The 18396-nt window shown below is 68.0% G+C and carries 16 protein-coding genes; 4 read left to right on the top strand and 12 right to left on the bottom strand.

Going from position 1 to position 18396, the window contains the following annotated elements; all coding sequences use genetic code 11:
* The first annotated feature begins 45 nt into the window (after positions 1-45).
* A complete protein-coding gene (locus BSIN_RS09305) occupies positions 46-1125 on the top strand; it encodes a substrate-binding domain-containing protein (protein ID WP_089340263.1) in 1080 nt (359 codons plus the stop codon).
* A 159-nt stretch (positions 1126-1284) separates the two neighbouring features.
* Here BSIN_RS09305 and BSIN_RS09300 read toward each other — a convergent pair whose 3' ends face one another.
* The gene (locus BSIN_RS09300) at positions 1285-1848 is read right to left on the bottom strand and encodes a TetR/AcrR family transcriptional regulator (RefSeq protein WP_089340262.1); all 564 of its coding nucleotides are present in this window, start codon (positions 1846-1848) and stop codon (positions 1285-1287) included.
* Positions 1849-1988: 140 nt separating this feature from the next.
* On the opposite strand from BSIN_RS09300, the gene BSIN_RS09295 reads away from it, so the two are divergent.
* The 3 genes from BSIN_RS09295 to BSIN_RS09285 all read left to right on the top strand — a co-directional run bounded on the left by BSIN_RS09295 (position 1989) and on the right by BSIN_RS09285 (position 6002).
* Positions 1989-4295 (top strand): molybdopterin-dependent oxidoreductase, encoded by a 2307-nt coding sequence (locus BSIN_RS09295; RefSeq protein WP_089340261.1) that lies wholly within the window; start codon positions 1989-1991, stop codon positions 4293-4295.
* A gap of 248 nt (positions 4296-4543) precedes the next feature.
* Positions 4544-5023 carry a hypothetical protein gene (locus BSIN_RS09290; RefSeq protein ID WP_069236164.1) on the top strand — a complete coding sequence of 160 codons (480 nt, stop codon included), beginning with the start codon at positions 4544-4546 and terminating at the stop codon, positions 5021-5023.
* Positions 5024-5633: 610 nt separating this feature from the next.
* Positions 5634-6002, top strand: coding sequence for a VOC family protein (locus BSIN_RS09285; RefSeq protein WP_059518804.1), 369 nt, complete (start codon positions 5634-5636; stop codon positions 6000-6002).
* A gap of 152 nt (positions 6003-6154) precedes the next feature.
* On the opposite strand, the gene BSIN_RS25800 is transcribed toward BSIN_RS09285, so the two are convergent.
* The 11 genes from BSIN_RS25800 to BSIN_RS09230 all read right to left on the bottom strand — a co-directional run bounded on the left by BSIN_RS25800 (position 6155) and on the right by BSIN_RS09230 (position 18386).
* Entirely contained in the window at positions 6155-6490 is a 336-nt protein-coding gene (locus BSIN_RS25800; protein WP_159935913.1) for a hypothetical protein, read from the bottom strand.
* Positions 6491-6524: 34 nt separating this feature from the next.
* Positions 6525-7952: an FAD-binding oxidoreductase gene (locus BSIN_RS09275; protein WP_089340294.1), complete on the bottom strand. Its 1428-nt coding sequence runs from the start codon at positions 7950-7952 to the stop codon at positions 6525-6527.
* Positions 7953-8133: 181 nt separating this feature from the next.
* Positions 8134-8679: a permease gene (locus tag BSIN_RS09270; protein WP_089340259.1), complete on the bottom strand. Its 546-nt coding sequence runs from the start codon at positions 8677-8679 to the stop codon at positions 8134-8136.
* A gap of 34 nt (positions 8680-8713) precedes the next feature.
* Complete coding sequence (locus tag BSIN_RS09265) at positions 8714-9799, bottom strand: ABC transporter permease (RefSeq protein WP_089340258.1); 1086 nt, start codon at positions 9797-9799, stop codon at positions 8714-8716.
* Positions 9792-10805 carry an ATP-binding cassette domain-containing protein gene (locus BSIN_RS09260; protein ID WP_089340293.1) on the bottom strand — a complete coding sequence of 338 codons (1014 nt, stop codon included), beginning with the start codon at positions 10803-10805 and terminating at the stop codon, positions 9792-9794. Before BSIN_RS09260 ends, BSIN_RS09265 begins: the two co-directional genes overlap by 8 nt.
* A gap of 13 nt (positions 10806-10818) precedes the next feature.
* On the bottom strand, positions 10819-11889 hold the full coding sequence (locus BSIN_RS09255; RefSeq protein WP_089340257.1) for a TauD/TfdA family dioxygenase: 1071 nt from the start codon (positions 11887-11889) through the stop codon (positions 10819-10821).
* Positions 11890-11893: 4 nt separating this feature from the next.
* On the bottom strand, positions 11894-12556 hold the full coding sequence (locus tag BSIN_RS09250; RefSeq protein WP_069236157.1) for a class I SAM-dependent methyltransferase: 663 nt from the start codon (positions 12554-12556) through the stop codon (positions 11894-11896).
* A gap of 50 nt (positions 12557-12606) precedes the next feature.
* On the bottom strand, positions 12607-13857 hold the full coding sequence (locus tag BSIN_RS09245) for a citrate/2-methylcitrate synthase (protein WP_173678656.1): 1251 nt from the start codon (positions 13855-13857) through the stop codon (positions 12607-12609).
* Positions 13858-13864: 7 nt separating this feature from the next.
* Positions 13865-15712 (bottom strand): acyl-CoA dehydrogenase family protein, encoded by a 1848-nt coding sequence (locus tag BSIN_RS09240; protein WP_089340255.1) that lies wholly within the window; start codon positions 15710-15712, stop codon positions 13865-13867.
* Positions 15709-16818 carry a hypothetical protein gene (locus BSIN_RS09235; protein WP_089340254.1) on the bottom strand — a complete coding sequence of 370 codons (1110 nt, stop codon included), beginning with the start codon at positions 16816-16818 and terminating at the stop codon, positions 15709-15711. Before BSIN_RS09235 ends, BSIN_RS09240 begins: the two co-directional genes overlap by 4 nt.
* Entirely contained in the window at positions 16815-18386 is a 1572-nt protein-coding gene (locus tag BSIN_RS09230) for an acyl-CoA ligase (AMP-forming), exosortase A system-associated (RefSeq protein ID WP_089340253.1), read from the bottom strand. The genes BSIN_RS09235 and BSIN_RS09230 overlap by 4 nt, the downstream gene beginning before the upstream one ends.
* Positions 18387-18396 lie beyond the last annotated feature (10 nt).

Genomic DNA, 18396 nt, shown 5'->3' with positions numbered 1-18396 from the left:
TAAGCGCAAGCCTTGGCGGTCGCAATAGGAAATCGGGGTGCATAATTGATTCGAGTCGAATGCGACGCCTATTTGATCGTGCGCGACAACGCAGGACGCGGGGCGAGCTTGTCGGACGTGGCGCCGTTGCTCGAACTTGTCGCTGCGACGGGCAGCATCGCGCAGGCAGCGCAAACGAAGGGCGTGTCGTACCGGCATGCATGGGGGCTGCTGCGCGCGCTGGAAGCTTGCGTGGGCGGCGCGCTGATCGAAACCGCGCGCGGCAAGGGTTCGACGCTGTCCGAATTGGGGCGCGCAGTGGTGGACGCGCAGCGCCTCGCGCGCAACCGGCTCGACGGCAATTTGCGCATGCTCGCGGCCGAGGTCGCGGGCGAGCTGAACCGCCGGCTCACGCAGCGTGACGGCGCCTTGCGTCTGCACGCTTCACACGGCTACGCGGTGGCCGCGCTGGTGACATCGCTCGTCGACGCTCAGGCGGCGATCGATATCAAATATCGCGAGAGCGTCGAGGCCGTCAAGGCGCTCGCGCGCGGCGAATGTGATCTGGCGGGATTTCATTTACCGCTGGGCGCGTTTCGCGAGCAGTGCGCGCAGATCTACCGCCCGTGGCTCGACGATGCGCGCCACGTGCTGATTCATCTGACAAGACGCAAGCAGGGGCTGTTCGTGCCGCGCAGCAATCCCAAGCGGATTCGCGGTTTGGCGGATCTCGCGCGTGACGACATCCGCTTTGTCAACCGCCAACCGGGCTCGGGCACGCGCATGCTGCTGGATCTCGCGCTTCGCGCGCTCGGCATCGATCCCGAGCGGATCAACGGCTATGCATCGGCTGAACTGACCCATTCCGCGATCGCGGCGTTCGTCGCGAGCGCAATGGCCGACCTGGGCTTCGGTGTCGAGCCGGCCGCCCGTCATTTCGGGCTTGATTTCATTCCGATCGTCGATGAGGACTACTACTTCGCATGCGAGCGGGCGCGGCTCGACGAACCGCCGCTCGCACGTGTCATGGAGTTGCTGCGCGATGTGCGTTACCACGAACAGGTCGCACGCCTCGACGGCTACGATCCCGCCGCGTGCGGCACGTTGACGAGCGTCGCGGCGGGGCTTGCCGGCGTCGATCAGTGAGGAGGCCGTCACGCAACGCCGCACCGGGCGGGACGAAATTCCGGCGCGGTGTTGCGTGTGGATCGCCCCCGCGGATTGCCGGACGCACCGCGGCTTCGGTGGTCACTGCGATGGTTGGGTTGGCCTCTTCAGCGCTGGGTTGCTCAGCCATCCGAAGCGTTACCGGGGCGTATCGCCATCGTCAAGCGTCCGCGCCACAAAGTCGAACACCGAGCGCAGCACTTCATTGCGATGCTCGGGCGTAACCATTGCCCGCGCAATCAGCACCGCGCCGACAGCCGCGCATCCCATCGTCCATGCAGTGGCGTCGTCGTGCACTTCGTTGGCGATGGCTGCTTGATAGCGCAGGATCAACTTTTCAAACGTCTTACGGGTCGCGATATCCGCCCTTGCCACTTCCGCGCCCAGCGACGGAACCGGGCAGCCCAGCTCGGGATGGTTGACGTTTGCCTTGCTCAGGTAGTTGCGTAGTGCGGCAAGCAGTTCGGCCTTGGTGCGGCCTTCGAACGACGAAAGCACTTTCGACATTTCGTGCTCGATGATCGCGTGCAGGAACTCCGGCTTCGAGCGGAATTGCGTGTAGAACGCGCCCGTCGTCACGCCGGCTGCCGCGGTGAGCTTGTCCATGCCGGTGTTCGCAAAACCGTTTTGTTTAGCGAGCGCCGCGCCTGACTCGATGAGGCGCATCCGGCTCTCTTCCTTGTGTTTCGATGAGTAGCGCATGGCCGCTTCCCGGTGGTTAGAGACGTAATTCGATTGACTTCATCCGAAGTATAGAATAGCGTCCGTTATCATAACGATCGCTATTCTATGCGCTAGAATGTCCCTCAGCCGCCGCATGCGGCAGGCAGACGGAGTGTGTGATGACAGTCGAAAAAACCGCTTGCATTCTTTGTTCGCGCAATTGCGGCCTTGTCGTCGACGTCGAAGGCGGCAAGCTCGGCAAGATTCGCGGCGACGACGAACATCCGGTTTCGAAGGGCTATCTGTGCCAGAAGGCCGCGCGGCTTGCGTACTACCAGCATCACGATGATCGCCTGACGCACCCGTTGCGGCGCGAGCCGGACGGCAGCTTCGTGCGCGTTACGTGGGACGAAGCGATCGACGATATCGCGCGCCGGCTGCTCGCGCTGCGCGCGCGGCATGGCGGCAATGCGTTCGCGCTGGTCGGCGGCGGCGGGCAGGGCAATCATGTCGGCGGCGCATATAGCCGGCAATTGCTCGCAGCCATGCGCAGCCGCTATGCGTACAATGCGCTTGCGCAGGAGAAGACAGGCGATTTCTGGCTCAACGGCCGTTTATTCGGACACCAAACCTGTCATACGACCGAAGATATCGAGCATGCCGACTACGTGCTGATCATCGGGGCGAATCCGTATCAGGCGCACGGCATCCCGAATGCGCGTGATACGTTGCGCGACATCCAGAAAAATCCGGCCCGCACGATGGTGGTGATCGATCCGCGCCGTTCTGAAACGGCGAAGCTCGCCGATATCCATTTGCAGCTTCGGCCCGGCACGGATGCCTATCTGATGAGCGCGATGCTGTCGATCATCGTTCGCGAGGGGCTGCACGACCGCGCGTTCATCGCGCGGCATTGTCGCGGCTTTGAATATGTCGAGCGCGCGTTGCTCGAGGTGCCGCTCGAAGATTACGCGCGCCGCGCGGACATACCGCTCGCGGATATCGAACGCGTCGCGCGCGGCTTTGCGACGGCGCGCAGCGCATGCGTGCGCGTCGATCTCGGCATCCAGCACACGCTGCATACGACGCTCAATGGCTATTTGGAGAAGCTGCTCTTTCTGGTCACCGGCCACTTCGGCAAGCGCGGCGGCAACAACCTGCATACGTTCATACTGCCCGTGCTCGGCCATACCGACGAGCGCGCGCACCGGCACGGCAAGCCGCTCAAGCGCACCGCGCATCACCGGATGCACCCGATCGCCGGAATTTATCCGCCGAATATCCTGCCTGACGAGATCGAATCGGCGGGCGACAACCGCGTGCGGGCCGTGTTCGTCGATAGCGCGAATCCGCTCGTCACTTACGCGGATTCCGCCGCATACGAGCGGGCGTTCGCGAAGCTCGAATTGCTCGTCGTGGTGGACGTCGCGATGACGGAGACTGCGCGCGTTGCGCATTATGTGCTGCCCGCTGCGTCGCAATTCGAAAAATGGGAGGCGACGGGCTTCAACCTCGAGTTTCCGGAAAATGCGTTTCACCTGCGGCATCCGCTCGTCGCGCCGCTCGGCGAAGCGCTGCCGGAGCCGGAAATCTACACGCGCCTGCTCGAGCGCATGGGCGAGATTCCGCGCCGCTTTCCGTTGCTCGCGCGTATTGCGCGGCTCGAGCCGCGAGCGTCCCGGCATCTGGCGTATATGGGCGCGCTCGGCGCCGCGCTCGCATTGAACAAAGGTTGGCGGCGGCATGCCGCGTCGGTCGTCTACCGGACGCTCGGCCGTGCGCTGCCGAATCAGGCCGCCGGCGTGGCGCCGCTGTTGCCGCTCGCGATCGCTTATGCGCAGCGGCATTACGCGGCGGTGCGCCGGGCCGGCCATCGCGGCAACCGGCTGACGCTCGGCACCGCGCTGTTTCGCGCGATTCTCGAACGGCGCTCGGGCACGGTGATCAGCGTTCACGAATTCGACGAGATGTGGCGCTTCATTCGCCACGAGGATGGCCGCATCCATCTGCACATCCCGGAAATGCTCGACGAATTGCGCGCACTGCGAACCGAGACGCCGCCGGGCGCCGACTATCCGTTCGTGCTGATGGCAGGCGAGCGGCGCGCGTACAACGCCAACCAGATCTATCGCGATCCGTCGTGGCGCAAGGTCGATCCGCATGGTGCGCTGCGCATTCACCCGGACGATGCGGCGGCGCTGGGCGTCACGGATGGGGACAAGGTCGGATGCGCGTCCGAGACGGGCTGTATCGAGGTTGTCGCCGAGTTGGACGACAGCGTGCGGCGCGGGATGGTCACGCTGCCGCACGGTTACGGCATGCGCTACAAAGGCGGCGCGCCGATCGGCCCCGAGCTGAACCGCCTGACGTCGGGCGCGCATTGCGATCCGCTGTCGCGCACGCCGTATCACAAGTATGTGCCGGTCCGGCTGAGCAAGATCGATGCCGGCGCGCGGGCGCCCGCCGTCGAGCTGACGCAAGCGTGATGCGGCGAGCCGCGCCGGGCGGCGCTGCGATTGGACGCGCACGCGCGGGCTTGCGCTTTGTCCATCGGAGCCGGATCGATCAGTTTGATTGAGTCTAGATTGGGACGGCGTTGGCGATGCGATTCCAATCATTATTTCAATCGACGAAATTGGTTAATTGAATTGAAACGAGCCAGTACAATGATTGACCCTTGATGAAAAAATCGGGGGCGTCGCTGATTCGAATTAATTATTAAAGGGGACTGGCTATGAAATTTTGCCGCATTGCATTCCGAGGTTCCACGGTGGCGCTTGCCGCGTTGTTTATCCACGCCGCGCCTTTGCATGCTCAATCCACGCCTGGTATTCCCGATCCTGCCGCGGTCGGGCTGACGCCCGGCACCGGGCAAAACGGCGCACCCACCGTGTCGGCCTGTTTTTATAATTACCGAACCGGCGTGGTGGCGGGTTTTCCGGCTCAAATCACGTCCTGGTGGATTGTCACCAATCAACGTAACAATCCGCAGTGCACGCCGCCGGGAGGGCTGCCGAGTCCCAATTGGCAGGAAATGACGTATTTCCACGATATGCCCGTGGGCTCGACCATTTCCGCATGCTGGAGTTTTTCGTGGCCGTCCGATTGGCAACCGATCGGATATTCCGCCGATCCGTCGAAATGCGGTTATTGGCCGAGCGGGCAGATTCCGGGCGCACAGCCTAATGTGGTTTTTTTGAAAAGGGTGCGGTGAGGCGGCCGCTCGGTATGACAAAGCGCCGAACGAAGGATGACAGCAATCGCATCCCTATTCGCGGCGCGTTGACGAGCAGGTTCGCAAAGCTGGCGGTGCCGATGACGACCCGGACGAGTCCGGGTCGTTTTTTTTCGAAAAGCCTTGCCGCGCGACGCGCCTCTTTCAGCATCGTTGCGGCGTCGGAAAGTGTGACAGATCAGCCGCGGATGATCGGAGAGATTCACCGGCAGCGGCATGTTGATGGTGCTGAATTGTCGCGCGGATATGGGCCTGCCGATGGCCGGCGCGGTGCGCGATCCCATGCCGCCCGCCGATAGCGGACGCGCATTGCTTCCGGTGTCGCCGCATCGATGCCGCGAGGCTCGCAAGAGAGGGGCGCGTTGCACGGCTGCGATCTGTTTCGAGCTGCTTTTCCTGCAGTACCGGATGAGTGCTCCGCCGCCTTTACCGGCGCACCTTGACGGAGGATACTTCGTCGTCGAGATCCGCGCCGTGTTTGCCGGCCGTCCTCGACGCATCTTTTTTTGCGGGTATCGCGCACGCGGCGTTCGGTGCCGCGTTGGCAGACGCTTACGCTTTCGCACGTCCACTCATTGCTGGAGCACGCATGTTCGATCACGTCGTATTCGGAGTCAGCGATTATGAGGCGAGTAAGGCGTTTTTCCTCAAGGCGCTCGAACCGCTCGGTATAGCCGTGGTTCTGGAAGGTCCTCTTGGTATCGAGCTTAGCTCGGACGGCAAGGTTTCATTGTGCCTGTTCCAAACCGACGAGAAACCGGCGCATCTTCACTTGGCATTCACTGCCGAGAATCGCCGGCAAGTGGATGATTTCCATCGCGCGGCTCTGGAGGCGGGCGGTCGGGATCATGGTGCGCCCGGCCTGCGCACGCGCTATCACGCGAACTACTATGCGGCTTTCGTCATTGGCCCGGACGGACACAATATCGAGGTGGTTTGCCATCACCCCGAAGGCTAGCGCTTGTGTCGACGGGCACGCGCATGCAGGCCGCGGCGGGCGGCGCTTGTTTGCGTTTGCGCTGCATGTCGAACGTCGTTTGGATTGCCCGGCGGCGGCACGCGGCCCGTAAGCGATATTCACGAGATTGCCGCGACCGATTCTTTTGACGCTCAGCGTCCCGCGCATTCGCGCCAGCGCATCAGTCGCCGCCACAGCGACGGACGCGCTTGCTCGTTTGGCGCCAACGTCACGATGCGAGCGATACCTTGAACGCTGATCAATGCGCCGGCATTCGGCAGTGCGGCGGTTGCATCGTCGGCAGGCAGCGACGGAAGCGGCGCGGGTGTTCGCGGCGAGCCAGTGGTTTCGACGCCGGAAGCGGCGCGGGAATCGAAGCCGGAATCGCAACCGGAATCGAGACCGGGATCGGGCCTGGAAGCGATGCCGGAATCGGGGCTGGGTTCGGAACCGCCATCGGAACCGGCATCGGTGGAGAAACGGACCATGATCGGCATCCTGTCGAAATCGAAGGGGTATCGGTCAATAGCGAACGCGTCCGACGAGCCGCAGCGGGTCGAGCGCGCATTGAACGGCGGATGCGGCAGCCCGCTCTTCGGCGCGCACATATTTGCGGTAATACGCGAGATTGGCGGGGCCGACGCCGTGCTCGGCGCTGAAGCAGCCGCCGAAGCGCGCGACGCGTTCGTACAGCGCGCCGCGCAGCGCGATTTGCCGTACCGCGCCGTATTGCTCGGCGCATGCATGCGGAATCGATACGACGAGATGGCAGCCGCCGTCGCCGAAATGGCCGAACGCGTAGCAACCGAGCGCCGGATGCGTGTCGGCCAGCCAGCGTTCGGTATCGGCGATGAACGGCGCAAGCGCGCCGCGCGCGAACGATACGTCGAACGACAGCGGCAGGCCATCCTGCGCGACGGCGGCAGGCAGGCTGTCGCGCAGCCGCCAGAAACGCTCGGCGGTGGCGCAGGCGGCGTCCAGCGCGTCGCCGCGGCCGACGAGCGCATCGAGCGTGTCGAGCGCGCGCGTTTCCAACAGCGCGTCCAGACCGGGCATGCCGGAGGCGATCTCGACGAGCGCGAAGCACGCGGCAGGCGTATCCGGCAGCGGGACCGACAGATTGGGAAACGCCGCGGCGGCGCGCGCGATGGCACGGGACGACATGAACTCGAATGCGCACAGCAGTTCGCCGAACGCCCGCTCGAACGCGAGCAGGCCCGCGAGCGCGGCGTCATAGGAGGCGAACGCGACGAGCGCCGCGTAAGACGAGCGTTCAAGCGGCGCAAGCGAGAACGAGACTGCGGTGACGAGCCCGAGCGCGCCGCCCGCGCCGATGAACAACTGCTTCAGATCGAAACCGGCGTTGCGTTTGCGCAGCGGCGCGAGGGCGTCGATCACCGTGCCGTGCGCATCGGCGAGCACGGCTTCGATGCCTAGCACGTTGCGGCGCACGTCGCCATATTTGATGAGCCGACTGCCGCCCGCATTCGCGCCGACCAGGCCGCCCGCGCTCGGATCGCTGCCGAGATCGATCGGCAGGGTGAGCCCGGCCTCGGCCGCCGCGCGGTTCAGCTCGGACAGCAGCACGCCCGCGTCGACCGTGATGCTGCGGTTCGCGACGTCGAGCGCGCGAATGCGACGCATCCGGTCGAACGATACGACACATTGCGCACCGCTGCGATCGGGTACTGCCGCGCCGACCAGCCCGGTGCGCGCGCCCTGCGGGACGAGCGTGATGCGATGGGTATGCGCGGCTTGTACGAGCGCCTGGGCATCGGCGGTCGATGCGGGCCGCGCGACGCCGAGCGCTGCGCCGCTGATCTGCATGATGTCGGTCAGATAGGGCGCGCCTGCGCTGCCCTCGAGCCAGCCGTCGCCGAGTGCGGCGGCGAGCGCGGCGGCTTGTGGTGCCGTAGGCGCTGTCGGGTATGTATCGGGCGGTTGAGTCATTTTTGCCGTTTCGCGTGCGTTGGCTTGCCGAGCCGCATGCGCAGTTACGTGCGTATCGGCCGGCTGGGCCGCGTGCGCCGATTCAAGCGCATCGGTTGGCCGGGCCACATGCGCCGTTACGTGCGCATCGGCTGGCCGAACCACACGCGCCGTTTCAACCGTTTCGGTCGGAGCGCCCATGTCAGTGAACCTGCGCGAGTTGGCGGCGCAGCCGGCCGCGCACGACGACGAGCGCGATCAACGGCACGACGCCGCCCCACAGCGGGCTGTGGCGCATCGCGATCGACACGCCGAGCGCGACGACCGTGGCGACGATCATCACGAACGACAACGCGCGCACGCGCTGGTGCTCGGCGCATGCGCCGTCGACGAAGCCGCCGGCGGACCACGCGGTCAGCGCGACGCCTACCGCGAGCACGCAGACGAGCATCGCGGCCGGGCCGAGTTCCTCGCCCCATAAGCGGCTGCCGGCCGGCGACACGAGCGCGAGCAACGCGCCGATCACGAGAAACAGGTCGACGCCGATCGCGATGCTGTTGCGCTCGGCGCGGCGCAGCAGCCATGCGCCATGCGCGAGCGCGAGCCCGCCGCCGATCAGGAACGCATGGGTCCAGCGCTCGTCCGGCTGGCCGGGGCCGAGCCGGCCGTAGAACAGAAACACGATCGCCGGCAGAAAGTTGCTCGCATGCAGCAGGTAGTCGGTGAGCGGATGGCGGGAGGGGGTCATCGGGCGTTTCTCCTTCAGGAAAGCGAATGGATGCTCATGCGTCGTGCCAACGGAACAGGCGCGCGGACACGAACAGGAACAGCAGCGTGCTTGCCGCCATGCCGGCAAGCTGCGGCGCGAACTGCGCATACTGCGCGCCGTCGAGCAGCAGGCCGCGCAGCGCGACCGCGAACTGATTGGTCGGCAGGAACGCGAGCGCGGCCTTGAGCCAGGACGGCGCATCGTGCATGGGAATCGTCAGATCGCTGAAGAACAGCAGCGGATAGTACGTGACGTTGCACGCAAGCTCGGCGGCGGCAAGCGACTGCGCGCGGCTCGCGAGCAGCACGCCGAAGCTCAGCACCATCGCCGCGCCGAGCAGCACGACCGGCAGCGCGCGCAGCCCGGCAGGCGAGACGATCGGCAATGCGATGCCGAACGCGAAGCGCGCAACCGCGAGCAGCACCACGGCGGACAGCGCCATCATCGCCATGCGCGCGACGATCAGCGCGCCGAGGAACACGCCGCGCGACACCGGAAAGCAGACATAGAGCTTGAACGTGTTGCGCTCGCGCAGCGCGGCGATTGCGGTCGCGGTGGAATTCAAGCCGATCGCCATGAACGCCATCACGAGAATGCCGGTTGCGAAGAATGCGCCGTAGTCGAATGCACGACGCTCGGGCGCGGCGTTCTCGAAGCGCGCCGGCTCGGCGGGCAGGCCGAGCCCTTGCGCGGCGCAGCGCGCGAGCGCGATCTCGATCACCCGCGATGCGGCTTTCGCGGCGAGCGAGCCGTTGAAGTCGTAGCGTATCGTCGCGGGCGTGTGCGCGTCGGCGCCGAGCACGACGTTGACGCGTTCGGCGCTGCCGCGCGCGCCCGCGGCGACGATCGTTGCCTTGACGACGTCGCTGCGCGCCAGGCTCGCGACGATTTCGGCACGGCACGCGTCACGGTACGGCGTCGTGCCGCCGGGCGCATCGAATGCGATGTCGACAGTGCCGAGCGAGTTCGAGCCGCCGAATGCGAACAGCATCACGCTGAGCAAGAACACCGGAAAGACGAGCGTCCAGAACAGCGACGAGCGGCTGCGCAGAAAGCCGAGCAGCTCGTTGCGCACCAGGATTGCGAATACCTTAAGCATCGCGTGGCCCCTCCGTGCATACGCGCAGCAGATCCTCGAGCGTACTGGGCGCGAGTTCCAGATGCTGAATGCCCTGTTCGCCGACGAGCGCATGCACGCGCGCGTGAAGCGTCGCGTCGCCGAACGCTTCGGCAACGAGCGGCTGCGGCGCGCGAACGTTGACGACGCCCGGCAACCCGGCGAGCCGCGCGCGCAGCGCGCGGGCCTCGGCGGCGTCGCGGCAGTGCAGCGCGGCGCGCGCGCGGCCGACGCTCGCCGCTATCAGCGCGTCCTTGGCGCCCTGGTAGCGGATGCCGCCGTCGCGGACCCAGACGAGATCGTCGACGAGCGCAAGCTCGTCGGCGCTGTGGCAGATCATCGCGACGCTGGTGGCTGCGGCGCGCGCGCGCAGCAGCCCGGTGACGGCGCCCGCATACCGCCGGTCGAGGCCGGTGAACGGCTCGTCGAGCACGGCCAGCTCGGGCCGGTGCGCGAGCGCGACGTAGAGATCGACGCGCTGGCGCTGCCCTTTCGACAACGCGCGGCACGGCTTGCCGAGCAGCTCGCCGATGCCGAGCGCGGCGGTGACGTCCGGGTCCGCGCGGCGGTACATCGCGCGATGCAGCGCGACGATTTCGTCGACGCGCGCATGATCCGGATATTCGACCTTCTGCAGTTGCGCGCCGAGCCGGCGCAGCGAAGCAGGTTCGCGCATGAAGCGCGGCGCGGGCGCATCGAGCACGCGCACGTCGCGGCCGCCGCGCCGAAAGCCGAGCAGCGTCTCGAGCAGCGTGCTCTTGCCCGCGCCGTTGGGCCCGACGATCGCGGTGACCGCGCCCAGGCGAAAGCGCACGTCGTGTGCAACGAAACGGAAATCGCCCGCCGCGACGTCGATCGCGGCCGCGCTCAGCGCGGCTTGCGGCGCGTGCCGCGCGGGCGGCTGCTGCGTGCCGAACAGCCGGGGCCAGTCGAATGCGTGGCGCGGATCGAGTATCGCGCGCAGCAGGGCGGGAAAGGACACACTCATCGGCGGCATCCGCTCAGTCGAACAGCATCACTTGCGTGTCGCGCGCGCCCCGGTACGGGTTGCGGCCGTGCGCGACCAGCATGTTGTCGACGACGAGCACGTCGCCCGCCTGCCACGGGAACGCGATTTCCTCGCTATCGAACGCATCGTAGATGGGGACGAGATCGTCGAACGGCATCGGCGTGCCGTCGCCGTAGCGGACCTCGTATGGAAACGCGGCGCGGCCGCCGAATACGCGCTGCAATTGCCGATAGCTGAAATCGCCCATCGAGCGGGGGTTCGGATGCTGCGCGCTCGCCTGGTTGAACCACAGCACGTCGCCGGTGCGCGGATGCGTGCGCAGCGCGGGGCCGACGTGCGACACGGTCACGCTGCCGTCGTCGAGCCAGCGGCAGCCGAGCCCGCGTGCCGCGCACAGCCGTTCGACGTCGGCGCGCTCGGCGGTGCCGAATGCGTCGTCCCACGGCCGGTGGTATTCGCCGAACGCCATGCCCGGCCGGTTGCTGCTGGCCGCCCGTTCGCCCGGCGCGGCGAAGTTGCGCAGATACATCACGCCACGCGCGGCGAAGCGCTCGCGCAGCGCGGCCGGAATTCGCGCGGTCACGCGGCGCATGTCGCAAATCGGCGTCTCGCCGCCCGCGTCGGCCGGCCGCCGGCAATAGAACGCGACGAGCCGGGGAAACACCGGCATATAGGCCATCTCCTGATGCAAGCCGATCTTGAACGGCGGGGGCATCCGCGTCGATTCGTATACTTCGCCGGCGATTTGGCGGCGCGGTGCGGCTCCCGCGGTGTAGCCGTTCGCGTGCGGCGGATAGAGCGCGCCGAGGCGGCCGAACGCGGCGGTGTCGGGCACGGCGAAACCGCGCCACAACAGCGCGCCGCGCCCGTCGAGCAGCCGGTCGATGTCGGCAAGCCGCGCGCCGTACCACGCGGCGAATGCGTCGGGCGACGCCGCGAGCGCGGGATCGCGCGGCGTGATGCAAAGCGGCAGCGCGGCGTGCTCGACGAGCGGCGCGCATGCGACGCGGTCGTCGTCGAACAGCGCGGCGGCACCGCCGGCAAGCGGGGCGGGAGTCGGCATGGCGTTACGCAAGCGCGGGTTTTTTCAGCAGGATTTCGAAGCCGAGTGCGCCGAGCCCGGCGCTCGGGCTGTAGATCGACGCGTGCGCCGCGAGGCCGGCCTGCGCGACGAGCGCGTGCGCTTCGTCGAGCGTGATCTTCTCCTCGACGTGAGTCGGCGGATAGTCGGCCGCCGCGCGCATCGCGGTGAAGCGATCGAGCAGGTGCTGGGGCGCATCGCGCCGCATGTCGTGAACCAGCGCGACGCCGCCCGGTTGCAGCACGCGGAACATCTCGGTCAGGCTGAGTGCTTTGTCCGGCAAGTGGTGCAGCGTCGCGCGGCCCACCGCCATCGTCAATTCGCCGTCGTCGAACGGCAGTGCGAGCGCGTCGCCGACCCGCAGCTCGATGACGTCGTCCAGGCCGAGCGCATGGATGCGCGGGCGGCCTTCGTCGAGCATGGCCGGGTCGAGGTCGATGCCGACGTAGCGCCAGCCGGCCATCGCCGGATCGGCCGCCAGCCGGACCGGCACGACGCCCGTTGCCGTGCCGATATCGGCGATCACGCCCGCGTTCATCCCGCGGGCGAGCTGGCGGATGCGGCTGATGAACAGCAGATCCCACGGTTCGAGCGTTTCGGTGGCGAAGCGGTCGTAGTCGTTGGCCGGACGCAGATTCTTGAGCAGCATGTCGTTCCTCGCATGTTGATGGATTGCGAATGGGGCAAAGGGGCCGTCCGTCAGAGCCAGCCGACCGGCACGGCGGCGAGCAGGCGCCGCGCGGTTGCGCTGTTGACGCCGAACGCCGGCCGCTGGCGGCGCTCGAGCGCATGCGCGCACATCGCGGCGATGCGCGCGCCGAGGCCGACGCCGACGCCCCACGACGGCGCGGCGACGCCGAGTTCGAGCAGCGCGGCGGCGGTCAGGAAATCGATGTTGGGGTGCAGTCCGCGGCGTGCGTCGGCGTGCGCGCAGCACGCGTCGAACAGCGTCAGATACGGGCCGTCGAAGCCGCGTGCGGCGAATAGCCGGCGCAGGTGCGGCGGGCGCGGATCGGCGACGAAAAGCGGATGACCGAAGCCGTACAGCGTGCGCTTGGCGTCGAGATCGTCGTCGATCGCCGCGCGCGCGGCCGCTTCGAGCGTCTCGCGCGCGGCCGGGACGGCGGGCTCGGACGTGGCGGCGGCAGCGAGCGTCGCGAGCCAGCCCATTGCTTCGAGCGCCGCCCCGACGTGCGACGGGCCACTCGCCATGAAGCCCGCCGCGACCGCCTGCACCAGCGTCACGCCGGTGCCGATCGCCACGCGCGGCGCGAGCACGGTCGGCGTGATGTAGCCAAAGCCCGCGTGCCACGCGACGAGCAACGCGTCCATGGCCGCGTCGGCGGCCGGGCCGCGGCGCGTCGCGCCGGTCAGCGCGAGCATGCGCTGCGCCTGGGTGGCGGCAGGGTCGCGCAGGGTATCGCCGGCGGCGGACGCGGCCGCGGCGTAAGGCCGCCCTTCGATGGCCGCGTGCAGCAGCAACGGCGCCACGGCCGCGCACGCGAGCATCGCGTCGAGGTCGGCGTCGCAGCGCGGATCGGCGGCGAGCCGGCCAAGCGCATCGTCGAGCCCGCGCAGCAGGCCGGCGGCGGCGGCAAACACCGGCGCGACGCCGGCCGCGCCCATGCCGGCGGCGACGTCCTGCGCGGCCGAGCCGCGCGCGAACGCCGCCGCGTGCGCGGCGAGCCGTTCGCGGATCGCGGTTTCGCGCGCCGTATGCGCGCTGCTGCCGGGCGCGACGTCGAACCACAGATGCGCGAGCGCGCCTTCGAACGTCACCGCGCCGATCAACGCGTTCAGATCGACGCTGCGCACGCGCAGCGCCTCGTCGGGCGCGAGCGTCGCGCCGTCGATGTCGGTGCCGCGATGGCGGGTGGCAGGGCGGCCGAGCAGGTTGCGAGGGGGAGCGTCGGCGGGTTCCGGGCGCAGGGCGGTCGTGTCCGTGTTCATGTCCATGTCATTCCACCTGAGCGAGTTCGTCGCTGCTCACCGAGATCGCGGCGTCGCTCATCGACGCGATCACGGCGGCATGCTGGTGAACGAGCGGCAGCACGTTCGCGAAGTAATAGCGCGCGCTCTTGAGCTTGCCGCGGTAAAACGCGGCTTCGGCCGGCTCATCGGCAAGCGCTTGCCCGGCGAGCGCGCGCGCGGCGATGCATGCGGATTCGAGCAGCACCCAGGCCGACGTGACGATGCCGAACATCTCCAGAAAGCGCGTGTAGAACTGGCTGCTGCGATGCGTGTGGCCGTCCTGCACGTCGCGTGCGATGTGGTCGAGCGCGGCGCCGATGCACTCGGCGCCCGCGCGCAGCGCGTCGAACAGCGGCCGAAGGTCGGCGGGCGTATCGGCATGCGGCTGGCGGGCGACGAACGCGTCAAGCTCGTCGCGGTAGTATTGGATCAGCCGCGAATGCCGGCCGAAGCCGAGTTTGTCGCGCACGAGGTCTTGCGCCTGAATGTAATTCGTGCCTTCCCAGATCGACAGAATCTTCACGTCGCGAGCGCATTGCTCGACGGGGCTGGCGTCGGTGTAGCCGAGCCCGCCGTGCACCTGGATCGCGGTTTCGCAGATCCGCCAGGCCTGATCGGAGATGAATGCCTTGCAGATCGGTGTGAGCAGCAGTTGCAGCTTGCGGTGGCGCTCGATGTCGGCCGGGTCCGCGCCGGGCGTCGCTTCGAGTATCGCCGCGCGGGTCGCGGTCGCGGCAAGCTTGCCGAGCAGCCCGCGGCAGCCGTCGATGCGGCTTTTCATGTCGATGAGCATGCGCTGCACGTCCGCGTGCTCGATGATCGGCACGCGCGCCGCGTGGGTGTTCGACGCGTGCGCGATCGGCCGGCCTTGCAGCCGGCGCCCGGCGTAGTCGACTGCGTGCAGGTACGCGCTCGATGCGACGCCGACGCCGAACATGCCGGTGCTCATCCGCGCCTGGTTCATCAGCGGCATCAGTTGCAGCAGGCCGACGTTGCGGCGGCCGCCGAGCAGCCAGCCGCGGGTCGTGCCGCGCGCACCGAACACGAGATGAGTGTTCGCGCAGCCCTTGAGGCCCATCTTGCGCGGCAGGCCGATGCATTCGACATGGTTCGGCAGCAATTCGCCCGTCGTCTCGTCCGGCCAGAAACGCGGCACGACGAGGCACGACAGCGAGAACGAATCGGGCGTCGCGGTGTCGATCCGCCCGAGCACGAAATACAGCGTGTTGTCGGTCAGCTCATGCATGCCGGCGGAGATGTAGATTTTTTCGCCCGTTATCGCATAGATGTCGTGTTCGAGCGGCGTCGCGCGCAGCGCGACCGCGGTCAGATCGGTGCCGGCCTGCGGCTCGGTCGCGCAGAAGCACGCATCCCAACGGTATGCCTCGAGCGGTGCGATCAGCGCCTTCTGGCGCGGCGTGCCGTGCATCTGCAGCAGCTTGACCGCGGGCCGCGTGAAGCCGCCATAGGTCATGAACGACGGGTTCGCGCCCATGAACATTTCGTAGATCATCTGCGTGACGATCGGCGGCAGCCCATGCGCGGAGCCGAACAGCGTGTTCGCCCACTCGTCGCGAAAGCGCGCCCACAGCGCGTGGAAATGCGACGGAATCCGCACCTGGCCATCGTCGAGCAGCGTGCAGCCCTCGATGTCGGCTTGTTGATAGCTGAGGCCGAGATCGTGCGCGAAGTCGCGCGCGCGTTCGAGCAGCGCGTCGATCGCGGTGCGATCGTGCGTCGCATAAGGCCCGTCGGACAGAAAGCGGCGGTCCGCCTCGAACAGTTCCCACAGAAAGAAGCGCAGTTCGCGCAGGCTGACTTTATAGGCGCTCATCGCGCATCTCCGTCGATGTCGAGTGCGGCATCGAAGCCGCCCGTCACGTCGCACACGGCAGCGGCGGCCGCGCCGTGCAGCGCCGCGTCCCAAACCAGCACCGTGCGGCGCTCGCCTTCGTCGAGCGCGCTGGCCAGGCGGATCAGCGCGGCCGCCGAATCGGCCGACGACAGGTGTCCCGCCAGGTCGTGCTGCATTCGGCAGCCAAGCGGCAGCGAGGCGGCATTGGCCACGCGCGCGGTGAACTCCGGATCGAAGCCGGGCGGCGCGCACCAGTCGATCTGGTCGGCGCGCAGCGCCGCGGCGTCGAGCGCATGCTGGATCGCGCGCGCGGCGATCGGCGCGAGCGTGTCGCGCAGCGCGCCGGGCTCGGCCGCCCAGGGCTCGGCAATCGATTCGCCGAACGCCAGCGCGACGCCGCGCAGCCCGCCCCACGCGGCGCCGTCGGGCGCGGGGCCGGCGCGGTTCACCAGCATCGCGGCGGCGGCGTCGCCGTAGCCGACGAGATCGCCGAACTGCCGGAAGAACGGATACAGCCATTTGTCGCTGACGATCACGAGCGCCTGATCGTCGGGGCCGAGCAGGCCGTCGAGCAGCGTCAGCGCGCTATACCAGCCGAGCGTGCCGTTCTGGCCGAGCGCGAGCGGCATCACGCGTTGCAGCCCGAGTTCGTATTGCATCCGGCCGACGACGGAATCGCCGATCGTCTCGTTGAGTGCGCAGCTCGCGACGAGCACGTGCGTCGTGCGCGCGAGCTGGCCGGAGCCGAGCTGGTCGCGCAGATCGAGGGCGGCGTCGGCGGCGAGATCGGCGAGGCTGCGTCCGGGCGGCGCGATCCGCAGCGTCGGGCGGCCGCCCGGCGCGAGGCGGGCGGCCTCGTCGGGCGTGAGCGCGCCGTGGCCGCGCGGGCGGGCGAAGCGCGCTTGCGGCAGCAGCAGATGGCGGTAACCGTGATGGCGCTCCTGCGCCTGGATCGCGTTGAACGCAACGGCGGGCGGCAAGACTACGACGCCGCCAGTCAGCGTGAGCACGTCGCGGGCGAGTGGAGCGTGGCGCGTGGCGCCGCGCGTGTCGTGGCGAACTTCGTCGAGCGTCGGCAGGCTCATGCGGGCGTTTCCTCCAGGTTCGAACCGGTGAATGTGTCGCGATGCAGCGCCTTTAACGCGGGGCGGTCGATCTTGCCGTTCGGATTGCGCGGCAGCGCCGCTCGCACGTCGACGACAAGCGGCACCATATAGGTCGGCAGCGCCGCGCGGCAGGCACGCACGACGTCGGCGTGGCACGCATTGGCATCGAGTGTCGATACGACGCACGCGGCGATCGCCTCGCCGAGCGCCGTGTGCGGCACGCCGAACACGGCGGCTTCGCGCACGTGCGGCAGCGCGAACAGCACGTCCTCGACTTCGGTCGGGCTCACGCGGTAGCCGGATGTCTTGATCATGTCGTCGCCGCGTGCGACGAAATACAGGTAGCCGTCGGCGTCGCGCCGCACGATGTCGCCGGACCATACGGCGACGCCGTCGCGCGGAATCTGCCCGTGACGCCGCGGCAGCGGCCTAAAGCGCTGGGCGCTCAGCTCGGGCTGGTTCCAGTAGCCGAGCGTGACGAACGCGCCGCGATGCACCAGCTCGCCCGGTTCGTCGGGCTCGCATTCGGTGCCGTCCGGGCGCAGCACGAGAATTTCGGCGTTCGGCACGGCCTTGCCGATCGAGCTCGGGCGCACCTGCGCGTCGGCGGGCGGCAGATAGGTCGAGCGGAACGCCTCGGTGAGGCCGTACATCAGGTAGGGCTCGGCGTTCACGTACAGCGCGCGCAGCCGCTCGAGCAGCGGCGTCGCCAGATGGCCGCCGGTGTTCGCGAAGCGGCGGATCCGCGAGCGCGCGGTATCGCTCCATTCGACGGACGCGAGCTGCATCCACAGCGGCGGCACGCCGGTAATCGACGTGACGCCGCGCGCGTCGCAGTAGCGCGGCACCTCGGACGGTTGCAGGAAATCGAGCGGCGCGTAGCACGCGCCCGACACGAGCGCGGTGGTCAATTGGCTCAGGCCCGCGTCGAAGCTGAGCGGCAGCACGCCGAGGATCACGTCGCTCGGATGCAACCCCTGATATGCGGCGACGCTGAACGCGCCCGAGACGAGATTGCGTTGCGATACCACCACGCCTTTGGGCTTGCCGGTGGAGCCGGACGTGTAGAGCAGCGCGGCGGGATCGTCGTCGACCGGCCCGTGCGTGATGCGGCGCGGCGCGCCGGACGACGCCTGGATCGCCTCACCGAGCGCCTCGATGAGCAGCGTGCGCCCGGCCACGCGCGCGGCGAGCGCCGGCAGCCGCTTGAGCCGTTGCGCGCCGGTGACGAACAGCGCCGCGCCGCTGTCGGCGACGATGTGTTCGATCTGCGCTTCCTTCAGTTGCGGGTTGATCGGCACGAAGATCGCGCCGAGCGCGTTCGCGGCCAGGATCGCGACCACGGTTTCGTATTGCTTCGGCGCATAAATCGCGACGCGATCGCCGGGGGCGATGCCCGCCGCATCGAGCGCGGCCGCCGCGCGTTCGACCGCGCCGGCCAACTGCGCATAATCGGCCTGTTGCCTGCCGTCGGCATAGGCGGTGTGATTCGGCCAGCGGCGGGCGCTGTCGTTGAGCACGTCGGCGAGGCTGATCAAGGCATTCATGGTCGACTCC

It is taken from the genome of Burkholderia singularis (genome assembly GCF_900176645.1).
GTDB classification, from domain to species: Bacteria; Pseudomonadota; Gammaproteobacteria; order Burkholderiales; family Burkholderiaceae; genus Burkholderia; species Burkholderia singularis.
The sequence above is the reverse complement of the archived record's forward strand: the minus strand, read 5'-3'. Positions and strand labels throughout refer to the sequence as shown.

Excerpts from the sequence above, each read along its gene's own strand:
- BSIN_RS09295 (WP_089340261.1), top strand. The coding sequence starts at position 1,989 with ATGACAGTCGAAAAAACCGCTTGCATTCTTTGTTCGCGCAATTGCGGC.
- BSIN_RS09265 (WP_089340258.1), bottom strand. The coding sequence starts at position 9,799 with ATGCTTAAGGTATTCGCAATCCTGGTGCGCAACGAGCTGCTCGGCTTT.
- BSIN_RS09285 (WP_059518804.1), top strand. The coding sequence starts at position 5,634 with ATGTTCGATCACGTCGTATTCGGAGTCAGCGATTATGAGGCGAGTAAG.
- BSIN_RS09275 (WP_089340294.1), bottom strand. The coding sequence starts at position 7,952 with ATGACTCAACCGCCCGATACATACCCGACAGCGCCTACGGCACCACAA.
- BSIN_RS09290 (WP_069236164.1), top strand. The coding sequence starts at position 4,544 with ATGAAATTTTGCCGCATTGCATTCCGAGGTTCCACGGTGGCGCTTGCC.
- BSIN_RS09235 (WP_089340254.1), bottom strand. The coding sequence starts at position 16,818 with ATGAGCCTGCCGACGCTCGACGAAGTTCGCCACGACACGCGCGGCGCC.
- BSIN_RS09255 (WP_089340257.1), bottom strand. The coding sequence starts at position 11,889 with ATGCCGACTCCCGCCCCGCTTGCCGGCGGTGCCGCCGCGCTGTTCGAC.
- BSIN_RS09245 (WP_173678656.1), bottom strand. The coding sequence starts at position 13,857 with ATGAACACGGACACGACCGCCCTGCGCCCGGAACCCGCCGACGCTCCC.
- BSIN_RS09270 (WP_089340259.1), bottom strand. The coding sequence starts at position 8,679 with ATGACCCCCTCCCGCCATCCGCTCACCGACTACCTGCTGCATGCGAGC.
- BSIN_RS09260 (WP_089340293.1), bottom strand. The coding sequence starts at position 10,805 with ATGAGTGTGTCCTTTCCCGCCCTGCTGCGCGCGATACTCGATCCGCGC.
- BSIN_RS09300 (WP_089340262.1), bottom strand. The coding sequence starts at position 1,848 with ATGCGCTACTCATCGAAACACAAGGAAGAGAGCCGGATGCGCCTCATC.
- BSIN_RS25800 (WP_159935913.1), bottom strand. The coding sequence starts at position 6,490 with ATGGTCCGTTTCTCCACCGATGCCGGTTCCGATGGCGGTTCCGAACCC.
- BSIN_RS09250 (WP_069236157.1), bottom strand. The coding sequence starts at position 12,556 with ATGCTGCTCAAGAATCTGCGTCCGGCCAACGACTACGACCGCTTCGCC.
- BSIN_RS09230 (WP_089340253.1), bottom strand. The coding sequence starts at position 18,386 with ATGAATGCCTTGATCAGCCTCGCCGACGTGCTCAACGACAGCGCCCGC.
- BSIN_RS09240 (WP_089340255.1), bottom strand. The coding sequence starts at position 15,712 with ATGAGCGCCTATAAAGTCAGCCTGCGCGAACTGCGCTTCTTTCTGTGG.